Origin of the sequence: Pedobacter sp. UBA5917 (assembly GCF_002432345.1) — a bacterium.
Lineage (GTDB): Bacteria > Bacteroidota > Bacteroidia > Sphingobacteriales > Sphingobacteriaceae > Pedobacter.
In genome coordinates, this window is the sequence record NZ_DJDT01000275.1 from 1 (window position 1) to 18723 (window position 18723).

The window sequence follows — 18723 nt, forward strand, 5'->3', positions numbered from 1 at the left end:
GCTGTTGCAGCCACTTCGCCCGGTTTTAATACATTTAAAGAAAGTGCATTATTCGGCTGGTCGCCTGATTTATAAGCAACGGGAATACCTGCTGTTAAGCCCAATAAAGAAGCAATATCAGCTTTTAAATAACCATGTGCCGAGAATAATGGTTTTACGGTAGGGATAAGCTGTTCGTTAATGCCATAATAATTCAGCACGTCTTTAGAAATTTCGTGGTTTTCGAAGTCCCAGAAAATCCCCTCAGAAAGGGCAGAAATACTGGTGGTAATTTCGCCTGTCAATTTCATGGCAATAAAATCACCCGGTAGCATTACCTTATCTATATGTTCATAAACATCAGGTTCATTTTCTTTTACCCAGGCGAGTTTTGAGGCTGTAAAGTTGCCCGGGGAGTTTAACAGGTGTTTTAATGATTTTTCGGCACCAATGGCCTCAAAAGCTCCGTTACCCAACTCAACAGCTCGGCTATCGCACCAGATAATGCTATCGCGCAGAACCTTTTGATTTTGATCTACCACTACCAAACCGTGCATCTGATAGGCAATACCGATTGATTTAATCTCTTTGGGATCGAACAATCCGGTAGCATTTAATTTAAGTATGGCCTGCTGAACGTTCTGCCACCAATCATCAGGCGATTGCTCTGCCCAGCCCGGTTGCAGGGATTTGATTGCTGTTTCTTCATCCGGATATTGAACGGTAACCACTTTTTTTTGTGTGGCTACATCAACAATTGCAACTTTTATAGAGGAGGTACCTAAATCGATTCCTAATAAATACATGGTTTTAAATTATTTTATATCTGGTTATGCAAACGGTTGCATAAAGATAGAGGTTAAAATATAAATCGCAAATTTTTTATAAAATCATGTTGGTTATCACCTGTTTTTTAAGCTGTAATATTGACCATGAACTGCCCTAATCGCAGATAATTTATACTTTTGGGGAGATACATTAAAAATTATGTGATGGAACAGATTACCTGGGATGATTTCGAAAAAGTAGAATTAAGGGTGGGCACCATTCTGGAAGCCTTTGAGTTTCCTGAAGCCCGCAGACCGGCCTACAAAGTAAAAGTAGATTTTGGTGAATTCGGTATTAAAATGAGCAGCGCGCAGATTACCAAACATTATGCACTGGAAGAACTGCCCGGCAAACAGATTGTTGGCGTAATCAATTTCCCTAAAAAGCAGATCGGCAAATTTATGTCGGAGTTTTTGGTTACGGGTTTTGCCGATGAAAACGGAGATATTGTATTAACCGCAGTACAAAGCAAAGTACCTAATGGGAGTAAGCTGGTGTAGCACCCGACTTCACGTCGGGTGACAGAGAGCAGGACCGCGGCAGCCAATAAGCACAACAATTGCGCTTCAAAAAATTATCTTAAGACTTCCGAAGTTTTTCAACGCAATGGCCTTCGAAACTTCGGAAGTCTTAGCACAAACCTTCGTAAATTAGCCCTGATTGAAGTGATTCCGATTTTTCATCGGAAGTAACGCAAAGCAGGACCGAAGCAAACCGATAAGCATTGAAACTGCGCTTCAAAAAATTATCTTTAGACTTCCGAAATTCGCCTGCGCTTTGGCCTATAGAAACTTCCGAAGTTTTGCCAACGCACCAGGCGCTGTAAACTTCGGAAGTGTTACCCTATATTTGCGCTATGAGTTTTTACAATTTCGAAGATACCGATCCTGCTGAAGAAGATATCCATTATATGAAACTGGCTTTAGAGGAAGCGAAAAAAGCCCTGGCAGCTGATGAAATTCCGATAGGAGCCATTGTGGTAAGCAAAAACCGCGTTATTGGCCGTGGCTATAATCTCACTGAGCGTTTTAACGATGTTACGGCACATGCCGAGATGCAGGCATTTACTTCGGCCGCCCAAACCATCGGCGGAAAATATTTAAGGGATTGTACTTTATATGTAACCATCGAACCTTGCGTAATGTGCGCAGGTGCAAGTTACTGGACCCAGATTGGCCGAATTGTTTACGGTGCACGGGAAGAAAAAAGAGGTTTTATCTCCAAGAATGCAAATCTGCTTCACCCTAAAACGGTACTGAAAGGCGGGGTAATGGCAGAAGAATGCGGGGCTTTGATGAAAGGGTTTTTCGCGAAGAAGCGATAGCGCTGGACCGGTGCGGGGATTGGCTCACAGCTTTATAGCCAACAGTTAATCGCTCATGGTATTATGGTTGATTACCTTACGCTGATCCAAAAAACCATCAACCATAACCCAAAGAAAAACGTTTTCCTCCTTAAACTTTCCAACTTTGAAACCTGCCAACATTACAACATTAACCCAGAAAACGATTTGATGATAATAACATGAACAAATCTTAACGTTCTAATGTTATATTTGCTACTAGAAACATTTTTAAATCTTAAAACATAAACATTATGGCTTTTGAATTACCTGCGTTACACTACGCAACCGATGCATTAGAACCGCATATCGATAAAACTACGATGGAAATCCACCACGATAAACATCATCAGGCTTACGTTACCAACTTAAACAAAGCATTAGAAGGTAAACCTGAAGCGACTTCGAGCATCGAGGAAATTGTAAAACACATTTCAAAATTCCCTGCTGCTGTTAGAAACAATGGTGGCGGTCATTATAACCACTCTTTATTCTGGAACATTTTAGGCCCAAATAAAGGTGGCGAGCCAACCGGCGATTTAGCAAAAGCAATCAACGAAACTTTCGGTTCGTTTGCTGATCTTAAAACAAAATTACAGGAAGCTGGTGCTACCCGTTTCGGTTCGGGCTGGGCCTGGTTATCAGTTGGTGCTGATAAAAAACTTCAGGTTTCTTCTACCCCTAACCAGGATAACCCTTTAATGGATATCGCTGAAGTAAAAGGTACTCCAATTTTAGGTATCGATGTTTGGGAACACGCATATTACTTAAAATACCAGAACAAACGCCCTGATTATTTAGCGGCAATCTGGAATGTAATTAACTGGGATGCAGTTGCAGAACTTTACAAAAAAGCTTTGTAAGCTACAATTCCTATAAATTTTTAAGAAAGTCCCGATTTAAATCGGGACTTTCTTGTTTTAAGATAATTAAGTAACTTCGCACATATTAAAATGTTCGAAATGAAAAGGCTTGTAATTTTATTTTTAATTGTTGTTGGTGTAAATGGATTGGTGAGTGCACAGCAGAACAAAGTGCCAACACCTACAGAAATTGCACAAAAAAATGTAGAAGACCTTGATAAAAGGTTAAAACTTAACGGTACGCAAAAAAGTGTAATTTATAGCTTCACTTTTAACCAGGCTAAAGAACAAGCCGATTTAATCAAAAAACAACAGGCCGGAAATTCGCGCGAGGAGGATATAGATAAATTCTATAAACTACAGAACGAAACCACCAAAAATATCCGCAACGTATTAAGACCTGAACAGCAAACAGAATACGATAAAGTTATCGAAGAACGTTTAAGTGGAAAAGGCCTGAAAGACAAAAAAAAGAAAAAGAAAAAAGGTGAGGAAGAAGAAGTGGAGAGCGATATCAAAGGATTGCTTTCTGGCCCTCCGGTTGAAAAACAGAACCAATAATATTAAAGGTTTAAATTACAGGCAATAATCCATTAAAAAATGCCAGAGATAATCCTTGGAACGATTGTACTGGGGCTTTTATTATCGCCACAGTTACTTGCCGGTTTTTTAGCAAAAAGAACAGGTCGCAAGTTTTGGTTCTGGTTTTTGATTTCTTTTTTAATTCCAATTATTTCACTGATTATACTTATCTTTTTAGAAGATAAAAACCCCGAAGCACAAAGCTACAAACTGGCTGATCATGTGGATAAGGAATTAGCTACCGAGGTTTAAATAAATACATCTTATTAACGCGAACCTTTATCAGAGGCCGTCACCCTGAATTCATTTCAGGGTCTTTATAGCAAGAAAGATGCTGACCACGTAGTAGCTATTAGACCATTGAATAACAATAAAAATGGCGAATAAAACAAGTTCAGCATGACGAATCGCAGGCAAACTTGCGAAGTTTCCCTTCGCACAGCCCCCTTCAAACTTCGCAAGAAGATTAAATCCCTACAATATCTTTTTTCTTTTTCTGCTTCATGGCCTTTGGAATGATTTCTAAAATTTCATCTTTTAAAGCAATCAGCATCCGTTTTTTGATGAAGTTTTTGTGCGTAACCAAACTGATTTCGCGAACAGGCTCCGGAGATTTAAAATGACGGATCTTACTGGTCTGTTTGGCATTTAACTCTGCTATGGCCAGTTCGGGCAGTAAGGTGGCACCACCATTTAAATCAACCATGCGCACCAATGTTTCTACACTTCCGGTATTGTATTCCAAGCCCTGTAACCTGTTATTTTTTGTAGAACGGCAGATATTTAACACCTGGTTCCGCATACAATGCCCCTCGTTTAACAGCCAGATATTTTCGTCGTTCAGGTCTTCTGCATCAACGGCTTTCTTTTTATAAAGCTTGCTGTTTTTACTAATATAACTTACAAAATTTTCGTAATACAATGGGGTTTCGGTAATGTTCGGATCGGTTAAAGGGGTAGCCAAAATCCCGCAATCCAGTACCCCCGTTTTTAAATGATGGATAATATCTTCGGTGGTATATTCCCAGATTAAAAGCTTAAGCTCAGGGTATTTCTCCAGCATGGCCGAAATTACCTCGGGCAATAAATAAGGGGCTACAGTTGGTATAACGCCGATTTTTAATTCACCCAAAACATCCTGCTGCTGACTGTTGATCAGTTCTTTGATCTTACCGCTTTCCTGCAAAATGATTCTTGCCTGCGCAATAATCTGCGATCCTATCTCTGTAGGACTCACCGGTTGTTTACTCCTGTCGAAGATTTTAACATTGATCAACTCTTCCAGTTTTTGCACCTGCATGCTCAAGGTTGGCTGGGTAACAAAACACTTATCAGCAGCAGTTACAAAACTTCTGTAAGTATCAACGGCAACAATATATTCGAGCTGAACAAGGGTCATATAATCAAAATTTATTTATAATATCAAATATATCAATTTTAACTATAATAAGAATCGATGTACGAATAAATATTAACTAAATCCCGAATGATGTGGAGAAGAAAATTACCTGTTTAAAATGAGACATTTAAACAAAAAGTTGAATAGGATATTTAGGCATGATTGATTTAATTAGCAATAATCTAACCATCATCCACTTACCAGATTAATTAGGTATTTTAGCTTTATGAACAGAGTTGCTTTACACTTATTCTTTTTCACAGTTTTTCTTCCGTTAGCGTTTATAGCTAATGCCCAGAATCAACTTCCCAACTGGGCAATAGGGCCATTTATACGACCTGAAAATGTTAATCCGATTATTTCGCCAAAAAACGAAAGTTTTTTTCTCGACCCCATGAGTAAACAAAAAATAGCATGGGAAGCGGGCGATGTGTTTAATCCAGCTGCCACTGTAAACAAAAATAAAATATATGTGCTGTACCGTGGTGAGGATAAATCGGGAAATGGTATTGGTATGCGCACTTCGAGGATAGGTATTGCCGAAAGTAATGATGGTATTAAAATGAAACGGTATCTGGAGCCGGTACTCTACCCTGACGAAGATGATCAGAAAGCATACGAATGGCCGGGTGGTTGTGAAGATCCACGAATTGCAGTTACCGCTGAGGGTTTGTATGTGATGCTTTATACCCAATGGAACCGCAATATATTCCGCCTGGCGGTAGCCACATCCAAAGATTTGAAACACTGGACCAAGCACGGCCCTGCATTTAATAAAGCCTACAATGGTAAGTTTCACGATCTCAAATGCAAATCGGGTTCGATTGTTACCAAGGTAGAAAATGGTAAACAGGTAATTACCAAAATAAACGGCAGATACATGATGTACTGGGGAGAACGTTTCATGAATATAGCTACTTCAGTCGATCTCATCAATTGGGAACCTACTTTAAATGCAAAAGGTGATTTAGATTTAATTATAAAACCCAGAAAAAACTACTTCGACAGCGATCTAACCGAATGCGGTCCGCCGGCAATTGTTACCGATAAGGGCATTTTAGTTTTATATAACGGCAAAAACAGGGGTGATGCCGAAAGGGATACCAACTATACAGCCAATACCTATTCGGCCGGGCAAGTGCTGTTCGATCTGAAAAATCCATCAAAAGTGATCGCCCGGCTCGACCAACCTTTTTTCGTGCCTACAGCATCATTTGAAAAGAGCGGGCAATACCCTGCAGGCACGGTTTTTATAGAAGGCCTGGTTTACTTTAAAAAGAAATGGTTTTTATATTACGGCTGTGCCGATAGCCAGGTGGCCGTAGCCATTTATGATCCGGGGGCTAAAAAATAAAAAAGTGCGCAGGATGTTATCCAGCGCACCGATGAAAAATTATTTTAATACCTGCTTTCGAAATCCTGGTAAGCCAATGCGATACCTTCGCGCAGTTCAATCTGATGTTTCCAGCCTAAATTGTGCAGTTTACTTACGTCCATTAATTTACGCGGTGTTCCGTCGGGTTTGCTGGCATCAAATACCAGTTCACCTTCAAAGCCCAACACATCTTTAATAAGCAGGGCAAGGTCTTTAATGGTTAAATCGTGTCCGGTACCGATGTTGATCAGATGGGGTTCATTATAGTTTTGCATCAGGAAATAACAGGCATCGGCCAGATCATCGGCAAATAAGAATTCGCGCATCGGCGAACCCGATCCCCAAACCACCACTTCTTTTTCGTTATTGATTTTTGCTTCGTGCACCTTACGGATCAGCGCCGGCAAAACATGCGAATTTTGGGGATGGTAATTATCGTTGTAACCATAAAGGTTGGTTGGCATTACCGAAATAAAATTACATCCATACTGATCGCGGTAAGCATCGCACATTTTGATCCCTGCAATTTTGGCAATGGCATAAGGCTCGTTGGTATGCTCTAAAGTTCCGGTTAACAGATAATCTTCTTTTAAGGGCTGTGGAGCCATTTTGGGGTAAATACAGCTTGAGCCTAAAAACATCAGCTTTTTCACACCGTTTACATAAGCATTGTGGATTACGTTGTTCTGGATGGCTAAATTCTCATACAGAAAATCAGCCCTGTAGGTATTGTTAGCTACTATACCACCAACTTTTGCCGCAGCAAGAAAAACATAATCAGGTTTTTCTTCTGCAAAGAAATCGGTTACGGCCTGTTGGTTGCGTAAATCCAGCTCAGCAGAAGTTCTGGTGATGATATTTTGGTAACCCTCTTTCTGCAGTTTACGGTAAATAGCCGAACCCACCATACCACGATGGCCTGCAACATATATTTTAGCTTCTTTTTCCACGGTAATTTTATAGACCACAAAAATACGATTCTTAACTAAGACTCACATTAATCTTTCTGGCAAAAGAAACATCGATTATTGATTTAATTGTATTTTTGCAGAAAAAAAACTTTTGGGTAAAGATAAACTTAGGCGTTTTGCAGAAATCGAAACATTTGCAAACGTATATCAATTAGATGCAGGGAAGGCCTTGAAAGGCAATTGGGCTTCAGCACATTTTAAAAACAACAATCCTATTGTGCTCGAACTGGCATGTGGCAAGGGCGAATATTCGGTAAATCTGGCCAGGCTGTTCCCTGAAAAGAATTTTATCGGCGTTGATTACAAGGGTAACCGCATTTGGCGTGGAGCAAAAACAGCGATAGAAGATGGGATAGATAATGTTGCTTTTTTAAGGATCCAGATCGAAAACATACTGGATTATTTTAGCGAAGGGGAGATCGACGAGATCTGGATTACCTTTCCTGATCCACAACCGCAGGATAGCCGCGAGAAAAAACGATTAACGTTTCCTGCATTTTTGAACAGGTACAAACTGGTTTTAAAATCAGGTGGTAGGGTTAATTTAAAAACCGATAACGATCAACTTTATGCTTATACCTGCGAAAAAGTTGCAGAATTAAGTTTGCCTGTACATAAAAACACCGATCATTTATATACTTCTGACCTGGTTGACGATGTATTATCGATCAAAACCTATTACGAGAAAAAATACCTCTTACACGATAAAAATATTAACTATATTCAATTTTCTTTTGAATAATGGACACCAATTTTTACGAACAGGTTTATGAGATTGCCCGCCTGATCCCAAAGGGACGGGTTACTTCTTATGGGGCAATTGCCAAAAGTTTGGGTGCGGCAAAATCATCGCGGATGGTTGGGCATGCCATGCTTTATGCCGGTACGGCCCACCCCAAGGTACCTGCACACCGTGTGGTGAACAGCAGCGGCCTCCTTACCGGAAAATTCCATTTTAAACCACCCGAATTAATGGAAGAACTGTTAAAGCAGGAAGGTGTTGAAGTTAAAAATGATAAGGTGGTTAACTTTAAAAAAGTATTCTGGAATCCACTGGAAGAAATCAATCTTGATTAAACGGATCGTATTCGACATTAACGTCATTCTCTCATTCAAAATTCATTCCGTCAATAATTAAATATGGGAAAGTTAGTAGAAGAATTTAACGGCTATCGCGAAAAAATGAACGATAGGATAATGGAAACAGCGAATACGAACATCAAACGGTTTTTCGCTTTAGATACCACTTCCTATGCCGATGGTGCTTTAGATGTTAAAACAAAAGAAATGTTGGGCCTGGTGGCATCGATGGTATTGCGCTGCGACGATTGTATTAAATATCATCTGGGTAAGTGTTTCGATGCAGGCGTAAACAACGACGAAATGAACGAAATCTTCATGATCGCCAACCTGGTAGGCGGCAGCATCGTAATCCCGCATTACAGGAGAGCTGTTGAGTATTGGGATGAATTGAGTTCTTAGTCCACAGTCTGTAGTCCTAAGTCTATTTCTCTTCCCAAATGCTTATATTAGTTAAAAAAGATGGGGAAATTTAGAGAATTAATAGCATACAAAAAGGGATTCACTCTTTTGATGGATATCTTTACCTTGACAAAAGACTTTCCTAAATCAGAGCAATACAGTTTGACAGACCAAATCCGCAGATCTTCAAGATCTGTTTGTAGTTGTATTGGAGAAGCTTACAAAAAGAGAAGGTACCCAAATCATTTCATCAGTAAATTAACAGATGCTGATATGGAAAATGGTGAAACCCAGGTTTGGTTAGATGTAGCTTTGGCCTGCAATTACATTTCTGAAGAGAAATTCAATGATTTGGATGCCCAATGTGAAGAAATAAGCAAACTATTAAACTTTATGATTAACAACCCCGCAAAGTTCGCATAACATGACTCAAGACTCTGGACTAAAGACTAAGGACTCAAAAATACGCTGCTCCTGGGCCACTTCCGATCCGCTTTACATTAAATACCATGATGAAGAATGGGGGAAGCCGGTTTATGATGATAAAATTTTATTTGAGTTTTTAATATTGGAAGGTGCGCAGGCCGGTTTGAGCTGGATTACCATTCTCCGCCGGCGCGAAAATTACCGTAAGGCTTTTGCAGGTTTCGATGTTAAAAAAGTAGCTGCTTTTACCGAAAAGGATGTAGAAAGGTTAATGAACGATGAAGGCATTATCCGTAACCGCTTAAAGGTAAATAGCGCCATTACAAACGCCAAACTTTTTATCGAAATCCAGAAAGAATTTGACAGTTTCTCAAAATACATGTGGAGTTTTGTGCCCGATGGTAAACCGATCCAGAACCGTATCGAAAAAATGGGCGATGTTCCACCACGAACCGAATTATCAGACCGCATCAGCAAAGACATGAAAAAACGTGGCTTTAAGTTTTTTGGCACCACCATCTGTTATGCACACATGCAGGCTACCGGAATGGTTAACGATCACCTGTTAAACTGCTGCGCAAGGTAATCTAAAAAAGTTCGGTATATATCATTTAGCGAAATCGATCCTGCAATCCCAAAATCCATTATTAATCCTATTTATTTCTTTGTCGCGTTATACTCCTTTACCCATTCCGTTACATCGCGGGTATTAAAGTCGGCGCCAACTTCTATTTTGGCTTTTAATGCTGGCTGATCGCCCATTTTTTGCAACAGGATATTTTTAACTTCAGTTTTTTTTGCATCATCGGTTATGGCTTTCATCGGCACTTCCTGTAAGGGTCCGGCGCCAGGTTTTTCGATAAAGTAGCGCACAACAGGTGCTCCGGCCGGTCGCTCAGGTGCAGAACTCCGTCCACCGCCAATGCTTATGCCCCCGCCCATACCCATGCCGCCATAACCGCCGGTTCCGGTACCAATACCGATTGAAGGTCTGAATTTTACCTTTTTCTCTTTTACCGCCGGCACCAAAGTGCCTCCACCGAAAGAATAAAGATTAACTGTACCCATTTCGATTACTTTTACAAAACGGTACTCGAAATTACGGCCGTTTGCAAAGCCTTTACTTACAAAACTATCGCCGTTCCAGAAAAAGTTTTTTACATCCTTTGCGGGCAAAATCACATCTGCTTCATCATTGGCACTGATAAAAACCGAAAAATAATCGGTACCCTTAATGGTTCCCCTGATCACATCATCATTGTTTTTAACGATAAAATCCTGGGCATAAGTGGTAAGCGTTATTGAAAAAAATAAAATAAAAAGGTTAAAAATCTTCATAAGTTAGCAATATCGGGATACAACGTAAATTATTTAAAAATAATATCTAAAAACAATAATGATTGAAACGCTCTCTACATTTTGGCAATTCTTAAGAAAGCCAAAACTTTTAAAACTCAGTAAAGATAACAAATCTCTTTGGAGAGATATGTTGTGGTTGCTCCTGCTTGATCTATTTTTTGCAGGTTTAGTAATAACCACCTATTATATTTTAGTTCATTTTAAAATTATTAAGGAATATGTTCAGGAAATCGATATTCTCAAGAAATATGGGTTAACCGTGACCTTACTTTTGGTTTGTATTATTGCACCAGTTTTAGAAGAGTTTTTATTTAGATGGCATCTGAGAAAGAAATATCTGCCAATATATTTTGTGTGTTTTACCTTGGGCCTGATCTCAAATTACTTTATAAAGAGCAGTTTCCTTACATGGCCTGTATATCTCTTTTTTATTTTTATTGCATTAATCCTTCAAGTATATTTTAAAACGATGGATATACGCAAGAGGCTGGTTTTTCAACAAAGATCGTTTGGCTATCTTCTTTATTATTCTGCCATTATATTCGGATTGATACATTTGAACAATATTAAAGGATTAACATTAAGCGATCCTGCTTTTATCTTATTTGTTATCTCACAAGGGTTTATGGGGTTATCTCTGGGCTATCTGAGAATTAAATACGGTTTGATATATTCAATTTTATTACATGCCTTCTACAATTTTATCATGGTAATATTAGCATTCTTTTTCAGTTAAATTGAATGTATATCTCTTCTAAACCTTTAACTTTGGTTAATATATCATCCGGTAAGTATATCATTGGGTTTATCGGTGCAATCATTTAATCAGTGAAATCATAATATGAAAAAACTCTTTCTCCTCGACGGTATGGCGCTAATGTACAGGGCGCATTTTGCACTAAGTAAAAATCCGCGTTTTACCTCAACAGGCATCAATACATCGGCAGTAATGGGCTTTACCAATACCCTGCTGGATGTGCTGAAGAAAGAAAAACCGACACATATTGCTGTTGTTTTCGATACTGAAGCACCAACCGAAAGGCATACTACATTCGAAGCTTACAAGGCACAACGCCAGGCCATGCCCGAGGATCTGGCCGCTGCAATGCCTTATGTAATTAAACTGATCACCGGTTTCAATATCCCGGTTATTACCTCTGATGGTTACGAGGCCGACGATATTATCGGCACACTTGCTAAAAAAGCAGAACAAAAAGGCTATCAGGTATATTGTATGACACCTGATAAAGATTTTGCACAACTGGTTTCCGAAAATATTTTCATCTACAAACCTGCCCGTATGGGTAACGAGATGGAAATTTTGGGTGTAAAGGAAGTATTGGCAAAATGGGAGATCGAAAATGTATTACAGGTAATCGATATTTTAGGATTGTGGGGCGATGCTGTTGATAACATTCCGGGGATTCCGGGTATTGGCGAAAAAACCGCAAAAGCTTTGATCAAGCAATATGGCTCGATGGAGAAAATTATCGAAAACTCACACGAATTAAAAGGCAAACAACGCGAAAATGTGGAGAATTTCGCCGAACAGGGTTTGCTATCTAAAAAACTGGCCACCATTTTACTGGATGTTCCGGTTGAACTGGATGAAGCCAGTTTAGAACTTTGCGATCCGAGCCGCGATTTATTAGAGCCTTTATTTACCGAATTAGAATTCAGGACTTTGGGCCGCAGGGTATTTGGCGACGAATTTTCGGTTACTACTGCGCGTTTTCAGGAAGGTACCCAAACCGATCTGTTCGGACAACCTGTTGAAACCATACAATACACCAATACCATTGAAGAGGAACCGGCAGAAAAACTTCCGGCCAAAACCATCGAAAATACCGAACACGATTATCAACTGGTAGATACGGCAGCACAACGTGCCGATTTGATTAAATTATTGTTGGCCGAAAAACGGATCTCCTTTGATACAGAAACCACCGGCACCGACGCCAACATGGCCGATCTGGTGGGTTTATCTTTCTCTATAAAACCAGGTACCGGCTATTATATCCCTGTTCCGGCAGCTAGGGAAGAGGCCCAGCAGATTGTTGATGAATTTAGGGTGGTACTGGAGAATGAATCCATCGAAAAAATAGGTCAGAATACCAAATACGACATTCTTGTATTAAAATGGTACGGTGTTGAAGTAAAAGGAAAACTTTTTGATACCATGCTGGCCCATTATTTAATCGACCCGGATACCCGCCACGGAATGGATGTGCTGTCAGAAAACTATCTTGGTTATTCGCCGATTTCGATCACCAAATTAATCGGCCCGAAAGGTAAAAACCAGTTAACCATGCGCGATGTTCCGGTAATTGATGTGGTTGATTATGCCGCAGAAGATGCCGATGTAACTTTACAGTTGGCGCATACTTTCGAACCGAAATTAAAAGAACTCAATGCCGCTAAACTGGCGGAGGAAATTGAAAACCCTTTGGTATATGTATTGGCCGATATCGAAAAGGAAGGTGTCCGCATTGATATCGAAACTTTACAGGCATATTCTAAAGAACTGGAGACTGAAATCATCAAGTTCGAACAGAATGTTTATGATAAAGCGGGAATAAAATTCAATCTGGCCTCCCCAAAACAGTTGGGAGAGGTGCTGTTTGACAAACTCCAGCTTGATCCAAAAGCTAAAAAGACCAAAACAGGTCAATATCAGACCGGAGAGGACGTTTTAATGGCCTTAGCGAGTAAAAGTGATATCGTACAGGATATTTTAGATTTCCGCCAGTTACAGAAGCTTAAATCAACTTATGTTGATGCGCTGCCTTTAATGGTCAACCCAAAAACCGGCAGGGTGCATACTTCATATAACCAGGCTGTGGCTGCAACCGGCAGGTTAAGTTCTAATAATCCAAATTTACAGAACATCCCGATCCGTACCGAACGTGGCAGGGAAGTACGTAAGGCCTTTATTGCAAGGGATGAAAACCATATCCTGTTATCTGCCGATTATTCGCAGATCGAATTGCGCATCATTGCAGAAATCAGTAAGGAAGAAAATATGCTTGATGCTTTCAGTAAAGGTATCGATATCCACACCGCCACTGCAGCTAAAGTATATGGTGTAAGTATTGAAGAGGTAGATGGTACACAGCGCAGAAATGCAAAAGCGGTAAACTTTGGTATTATTTACGGTCAATCAGCATTTGGTTTATCACAAAACCTGGGTATCCCGCGTAAAGAAGCTGCAGAAATTATCGAGCAGTATTTTGCACAGTATCCCGGCATTAAACGTTACATGAGCGATACGATGAATTTTGCGCGTGAAAATGGATTTGTAGAAACGATAATGGGCAGGAGGCGCTATTTACGTGATATTAACTCTGCAAACCAAACTGTACGTGGTTTTGCAGAACGAAATGCCATTAACGCGCCTATACAGGGCTCTGCTGCTGATATGATCAAAATTGCGATGATCAATATCCATAAAGAGATGAAAGCACAGAACCTGCAATCAACCATGACCATGCAGGTGCATGATGAGTTGGTGTTTGATGTATTAAAATCGGAAAAAGAGGTAATGAAAGCCATTATCCAGGATAAAATGGCCAATGCCATGAAATTAACCGTACCGATTGTTGTGGAAATTGGAGAGGGTGATAACTGGCTGGCAGCGCATTAAGATAAACCTACCTATAACGATCCAAAAAATTAAACTGGTTTTTATTAAGCACTTGCATTTATAATACAATGTTGAAGGGGATATATTTAAAAAATAAAAATATTCGTTATCTTCATTAAAACTTCATATCGATTTATGAATTTTATATCAACAAAATAAACGAGTAAAACAAAAATCAGAAATTATGAAACCTCGGAGTGAAACGAAGAAGATTCATAACAATTAAAAACAAATCTAAAAATTATGAAAAAGTTATTGAGTTTAATCGCAATCGCAGCATTTGGTTTAACAACAGCATTTGCTCAAACACCAGCAACAACAGCTCCGGCTAAAGCAAAAACAGTTGCTAAAAAAGAAGTAAAAACTACAACTGCACCAGTAAAAGCAGGCGTAAAACAAGAGGCTAAAAAAGTAGAGACCAAAACCACTACTACAACTGCTAAAGTAAAAGCAGACGGTACTCCGGATATGCGTTTTAAAGAAAATAAAGCAAAAGCAGTAACCAAAGTTGCTGGTCCTACAAAAAAAGACGGTACAGCTGATATGCGCTACAAAGCAAACAAAGAAGCTGCTAAAAAGAATTAGGTTCAGGTTTATAATTTGAAAAGGTCTCCGATGAAAGTCGGAGGCCTTTTTTGTTTTGGTATAGCTTGATAGAATGCCCCTGCTCAGTCGTCGTGCTGAATTTATTTCAGCATCTTTCCATTGTACCTTTCAAAGTTTAATAAAGCACAAGTCGGGCCTTTGCTTTTGTCCATCAGCACTAAGACTTGCGCTAGAGACGACCGCCATATCCTCTTAATAATAACCGTCATCTCGACCGTAGCATAGCAAAGTGGAGAGATCTGCCTCGAGACAGATTTCTCCACTCCACTGCGTTCCGCTCGAAATGACGGTATTGTGGGCAGATTTGTAATCCGTATAAAACTACAAACTTATCGTCTCGCCGATTTCAGGCAACAATAACGTTTTCTTTTCACGTTCAAATTTATCCAAAGCATCCTTGGTATCGATTTCGATTACCGGAAAGGTATTATAGTGAACGCCGATTACCTTATCGCAATCGAAATATTTAGTCGCGATTAATGCATCATCAACATCCATCGTGTAGTTTCCGCCGATAGGTAAAATGGCATAATCGAGGTTATAGATATCTGCCAAAACCTTCATTTCGATGGTTAAACCGGTATCGCCTGCAAAATAAATCTGTTTGCCATCAACCTCCAGCACAAAGCCGGCAGGGTTGCCACCATAACTTCCATCAGGTAAGCCCGATGAATGGGTTGCCGGCACCATACGTACTGCACCCCAATCGAAGGTATATTTACCGAAGTTCATTCCGTGTACCTTTTCTACACCCTGTTTTGCGGCCCAATCCGTAATTTCGGGCATTGCTACAACAGTTGCCTGCGTTTGTTTAGCCAGCGCAACCAGATCGGCCACATGATCGCCATGACCATGACTAACCAAAATATAATCTGCCTCTATCGATTTAATGTCGATATGTTTTGCTAAGGGATTGTGTGAAATAAATGGATCAAACAATAATTTTTTGCCAGCAGCTTCGAGCAGGAAGCAAGATTGGCCATAATAAGTGAATTTCATGATTATAGTATCAAGTATGGGGATTTGAGTATCAAGTGTTGGAATTACAGTATCAAGATTGGGGTATCAAGTATTCAGACTGGAGTATCAAGATTTCAGTATCAAGACAAACTTATTGATTATTGGCCGAACATGCCACCTAAGCCGCCCAGCATATCCTGTGCCGATGCCTGCATTTCTGCTGCACTCACCTGCTCAGCACTGGCCAGGGCTTTGTTAATTACAGTTAACAATAATTCTTCCAGCTCTTCTTTATCGGCATTTTTTAAAAATTCTTCGTCGATGGCTACTGCGGTAATGGCTTTGTTGGCTGTTGCAGTTATTTTTATTGCACCATTTTCAACTTCGCCATAAACCGATACGGTATCCAGGCGTTTTTTGATTTCTTCGGCTTTTTGTTGTGCCGCAAATAATTTATCGAACATATAAGTTTTGTTTTATAATATAACTAAATCCGGCCTAAAATCGTATTCGCCTCGTCGAGAAAGCGTTCAATTTTTTTCGTGCCCGTAAAGTTTTTAAGAATTAAAGTGGTTGTCTTGTTTTTGGCAGGCAATAAAATCTCGGCCCGTACTTCGGTACCCGAATAAATAAAATTGGTTGTTTTACGGATAATCTGAAAACGGATCAGGTCATCAAAAGGGTATTCCTTTACTACACGTCCTGCAAATGTAGAACGGATAATCTTCTTTTGGTCTTTATCGAAACGGACATTAGAAGTTGCGGCAAAAAGAAGCCCCAAACCAATGGCGGCAGGAAGATAACTTAGAAATATTCTTTTAAAAGCATTTTCATTGGCCATAAAACCGGGATTAAGCAGTATCGCAACAGTGGCGCCGATGAAAATCAATGCGAAGATCAAACTGCCCAATTTGTTATCACGTAATAAATATATGTTTCCTTCCTCTTTAAAGAAACGGAAATCGTAAATGGTCTGTTTTGGAATTACCGGTGCATTGGCAAAAACCAGTTCATCAATTTTGGGTAATACTTCCTGTTGAAACTGGATCAGATTAGGGTTGCTGGCTTTACTGTAACCGTTAGAAACGATTAAGCCCTTACCATGGCGGTTGCTTTTTCTAAACAGCCTGTAATTAAATCCGCTTCCTAATACTTCGTAGGCCTGTACAGAGGCAATATCATCAAATGGAATTGAACCAGTGGGTAAAAAACCGATCTTTTTATACAAGATCCTGTTATTCCCATCAAAAACAATCTTTGTTTCGGCGATAAAAACCAGCAACAGCGGAATTAATAGTAAAAAACCATAATAGCCAAAGGTAAAGCCAGCTGAATAGCCCTGCAGTGATGTAAATAAATAGAAAATAAATGCTGCAATCAATACAAAAAATATCAATCCAACTATCCTTAAATTCCTTTTTGGATAGATGGTTAATGTACCGGGTTCAATAATCCATTTTGTTTTTGCCATAAATTTAATCTTCGTCAGAGCCAGGCAAACTTCCGTTGCCGTGATAAGCCCCCTTACGGATAATCGGCATATCAAAGTGCTTGTAAAGATCGTCGAGATGCATTAAACTTCCGTTGGTGAGGTTCCCTAAAAACACAATAACAATGTTTTTGTTTAAATCCCTAACATAAATGTGGCGGAAACCATGCCACCAGCCGGTATGGTAAACAACTTTGTCCATGTTTTCGCCATCAAACATCCGCCAGCCATAGCCATAGTTAAAGTGTCCATTTACGGGTTTGTTATGACCTGTATAAGCAGAATCAAGGCTTTTTTGGGTCAATAACCTTCCGTTTTTCAGGTATTTATCAAACAACACTAAATCGTGTACGGTACTGTAAATGCCTTTATCTCCAACCGGGCCATCCAAAAAGTTCTGTGCAACAGAGTAACGCCATGTGCGGTCGTGACCAACCACATCAACCGGAATTTTTTCATACTCGGTTGTGCTATACACATGGGTATGTTTTAATCCGGCCGGTTTAAACACGTGTTCCATCATGTATTGGGAATAACGTTGTCCGGTTACTTTCTCGATAATCGCCCCCAAAACCATAAAGTTCGAGTTATTATAGTGGAAACGGTTATCAGGTTTGGTGTAAGGATTGGGTTTGCGTTCGGCTATCACATCCATTACTTCCTGGTTGGTTACACCTTTTTTCATGTTGCGCTTTTCTTTACGCCAGATATCATCGATAAAGTATACGTAATTCATCATACCGCTACGGTGCGACAGCAATAATTTAACGGTTATCCCATCGTAAGGGAAATTAGGATAAAACTTTTTTACATTGTCGTTCAATGATAGTTTTCCGGCTTCCACCAATTGCATAATGGCTGTTCCGGTAAAGGTTTTGGTGATAGAAGCCAACTCAAACTCAGAGTTAATGGTTAAGCTATCGCGGTGCAGGTAATCAGCCCACCCTATGGCTTTTTCGTAAAGGATCTTTCCATCTTTGGCCACCAGCATATTGCCATTAAAACCAAACTTTTTATGTAGGTTGTCTACAAAATCGGCAATCCATTTATCGCCTTTGGCAGGATTATAAACTAATAAAAGGCTATCGGCTTTATCGTCTTCTTTCGTGCGGATCTTTTTTTCAGCAGCCTTTTTCTCTTCAGCTTTTTTGCCCGAACAGGCGGTTAATAAAGTTGCTGAGAGGGCTAATGCTGAACATATATATCTAAAATTCATTTATTTCAGGGATAGTGTATTTAAAACCCGAAAATTAAAGAATTTTAGACTGTAAAAACGAAAGAGTTTTACACATTTTCGCATTTTTGATTGTACCAGCACTCAAACAAATGGCCTTTACTGCCATACACGGGGTCGCTATCCGGATTCTTTACTTTGGCAATCTCTTCATCTGCTTCGGGCCGCTCTTCTGCCCCGCCATA

The 18723-nt window shown here is 39.8% G+C and carries 22 protein-coding genes; 14 read left to right on the plus strand and 8 right to left on the minus strand.

Going from position 1 to position 18723, the window contains the following annotated elements; genetic code table 11:
• Positions 1–785 (minus strand): FGGY family carbohydrate kinase (locus B2V92_RS18565; protein ID WP_293310992.1); only part of this gene is annotated, 785 nt, incomplete at its 3' end.
• Between the two features lie 186 nt (positions 786–971).
• Here B2V92_RS18565 and B2V92_RS18570 point away from each other — a divergent pair.
• The 5 genes from B2V92_RS18570 to B2V92_RS18590 all read left to right on the plus strand — a co-directional run bounded on the left by B2V92_RS18570 (position 972) and on the right by B2V92_RS18590 (position 3846).
• Positions 972–1307: a tRNA-binding protein gene (locus B2V92_RS18570; protein WP_293310994.1), complete on the plus strand. Its 336-nt coding sequence runs from the start codon at positions 972–974 to the stop codon at positions 1305–1307.
• A 356-nt stretch (positions 1308–1663) separates the two neighbouring features.
• Positions 1664–2131, plus strand: a complete 468-nt coding sequence (locus tag B2V92_RS18575) for a nucleoside deaminase (protein ID WP_293310996.1) — start codon at positions 1664–1666, stop codon at positions 2129–2131.
• A gap of 272 nt (positions 2132–2403) precedes the next feature.
• On the plus strand, positions 2404–3012 hold the full coding sequence (locus B2V92_RS18580) for a superoxide dismutase (protein ID WP_293310998.1): 609 nt from the start codon (positions 2404–2406) through the stop codon (positions 3010–3012).
• Positions 3013–3111: 99 nt separating this feature from the next.
• Positions 3112–3573, plus strand: coding sequence for a hypothetical protein (locus tag B2V92_RS18585; RefSeq protein ID WP_293311000.1), 462 nt, complete (start codon positions 3112–3114; stop codon positions 3571–3573).
• A gap of 39 nt (positions 3574–3612) precedes the next feature.
• Positions 3613–3846 (plus strand): hypothetical protein, encoded by a 234-nt coding sequence (locus tag B2V92_RS18590; RefSeq protein ID WP_293311002.1) that lies wholly within the window; start codon positions 3613–3615, stop codon positions 3844–3846.
• Positions 3847–4060: 214 nt separating this feature from the next.
• On the opposite strand, the gene B2V92_RS18595 is transcribed toward B2V92_RS18590, so the two are convergent.
• Positions 4061–4993, minus strand: coding sequence for a hydrogen peroxide-inducible genes activator (locus B2V92_RS18595; RefSeq protein ID WP_293311004.1), 933 nt, complete (start codon positions 4991–4993; stop codon positions 4061–4063).
• 394 nt (positions 4994–5387) lie between these two features.
• Here B2V92_RS18595 and B2V92_RS18600 point away from each other — a divergent pair, with 394 nt between their 5' ends.
• Positions 5388–6347, plus strand: a complete 960-nt coding sequence (locus B2V92_RS18600; RefSeq protein WP_293311006.1) for a glycoside hydrolase family 130 protein — start codon at positions 5388–5390, stop codon at positions 6345–6347.
• 44 nt (positions 6348–6391) lie between these two features.
• Here B2V92_RS18600 and fcl read toward each other — a convergent pair whose 3' ends face one another.
• Positions 6392–7318 (minus strand): GDP-L-fucose synthase, encoded by a 927-nt coding sequence (gene fcl, locus B2V92_RS18605; protein WP_293311008.1) that lies wholly within the window; start codon positions 7316–7318, stop codon positions 6392–6394.
• A gap of 112 nt (positions 7319–7430) precedes the next feature.
• On the opposite strand from fcl, the gene trmB reads away from it, so the two are divergent.
• From trmB to B2V92_RS18630, 5 genes are all read left to right on the plus strand, one after another.
• A complete protein-coding gene (gene trmB / locus B2V92_RS18610; RefSeq protein WP_293311010.1) occupies positions 7431–8081 on the plus strand; it encodes a tRNA (guanosine(46)-N7)-methyltransferase TrmB in 651 nt (216 codons plus the stop codon).
• Positions 8081–8416: an MGMT family protein gene (locus B2V92_RS18615; RefSeq protein ID WP_293311012.1), complete on the plus strand. Its 336-nt coding sequence runs from the start codon at positions 8081–8083 to the stop codon at positions 8414–8416. The genes trmB and B2V92_RS18615 overlap by 1 nt, the downstream gene beginning before the upstream one ends.
• Positions 8417–8479: 63 nt before the next feature.
• Positions 8480–8821 (plus strand): carboxymuconolactone decarboxylase family protein, encoded by a 342-nt coding sequence (locus B2V92_RS18620; protein WP_293311014.1) that lies wholly within the window; start codon positions 8480–8482, stop codon positions 8819–8821.
• Positions 8822–8881: 60 nt separating this feature from the next.
• Complete coding sequence (locus B2V92_RS18625; RefSeq protein WP_293311016.1) at positions 8882–9244, plus strand: four helix bundle protein; 363 nt, start codon at positions 8882–8884, stop codon at positions 9242–9244.
• Between the two features lies 1 nt (position 9245).
• Positions 9246–9833 (plus strand): DNA-3-methyladenine glycosylase I, encoded by a 588-nt coding sequence (locus B2V92_RS18630; protein ID WP_293311018.1) that lies wholly within the window; start codon positions 9246–9248, stop codon positions 9831–9833.
• Between the two features lie 71 nt (positions 9834–9904).
• On the opposite strand, the gene B2V92_RS18635 is transcribed toward B2V92_RS18630, so the two are convergent.
• Complete coding sequence (locus B2V92_RS18635; protein WP_293311020.1) at positions 9905–10585, minus strand: hypothetical protein; 681 nt, start codon at positions 10583–10585, stop codon at positions 9905–9907.
• Between the two features lie 58 nt (positions 10586–10643).
• Here B2V92_RS18635 and B2V92_RS18640 point away from each other — a divergent pair, with 58 nt between their 5' ends.
• From B2V92_RS18640 to B2V92_RS18650, 3 genes are all read left to right on the plus strand, one after another.
• Positions 10644–11342 (plus strand): CPBP family intramembrane glutamic endopeptidase, encoded by a 699-nt coding sequence (locus B2V92_RS18640; RefSeq protein WP_293311022.1) that lies wholly within the window; start codon positions 10644–10646, stop codon positions 11340–11342.
• Between the two features lie 105 nt (positions 11343–11447).
• Entirely contained in the window at positions 11448–14249 is a 2802-nt protein-coding gene (gene polA, locus B2V92_RS18645; RefSeq protein WP_293311024.1) for a DNA polymerase I, read from the plus strand.
• Positions 14250–14492: 243 nt separating this feature from the next.
• Positions 14493–14834, plus strand: a complete 342-nt coding sequence (locus B2V92_RS18650) for a hypothetical protein (protein ID WP_293311026.1) — start codon at positions 14493–14495, stop codon at positions 14832–14834.
• Between the two features lie 342 nt (positions 14835–15176).
• Here the strand turns inward: B2V92_RS18650 and B2V92_RS18655 are convergent, their stop codons facing one another.
• The 4 genes from B2V92_RS18655 to B2V92_RS18670 all read right to left on the minus strand — a co-directional run bounded on the left by B2V92_RS18655 (position 15177) and on the right by B2V92_RS18670 (position 18520).
• The gene (locus B2V92_RS18655; RefSeq protein ID WP_293311028.1) at positions 15177–15854 is read right to left on the minus strand and encodes a metal-dependent hydrolase; all 678 of its coding nucleotides are present in this window, start codon (positions 15852–15854) and stop codon (positions 15177–15179) included.
• Between the two features lie 119 nt (positions 15855–15973).
• Positions 15974–16279, minus strand: a complete 306-nt coding sequence (locus tag B2V92_RS18660) for a YbaB/EbfC family nucleoid-associated protein (protein WP_293311030.1) — start codon at positions 16277–16279, stop codon at positions 15974–15976.
• 23 nt (positions 16280–16302) lie between these two features.
• Positions 16303–17286: a hypothetical protein gene (locus B2V92_RS18665; protein WP_293311032.1), complete on the minus strand. Its 984-nt coding sequence runs from the start codon at positions 17284–17286 to the stop codon at positions 16303–16305.
• Positions 17287–17290: 4 nt separating this feature from the next.
• Complete coding sequence (locus B2V92_RS18670; protein WP_293311034.1) at positions 17291–18520, minus strand: serine hydrolase domain-containing protein; 1230 nt, start codon at positions 18518–18520, stop codon at positions 17291–17293.
• Positions 18521–18723 lie beyond the last annotated feature (203 nt).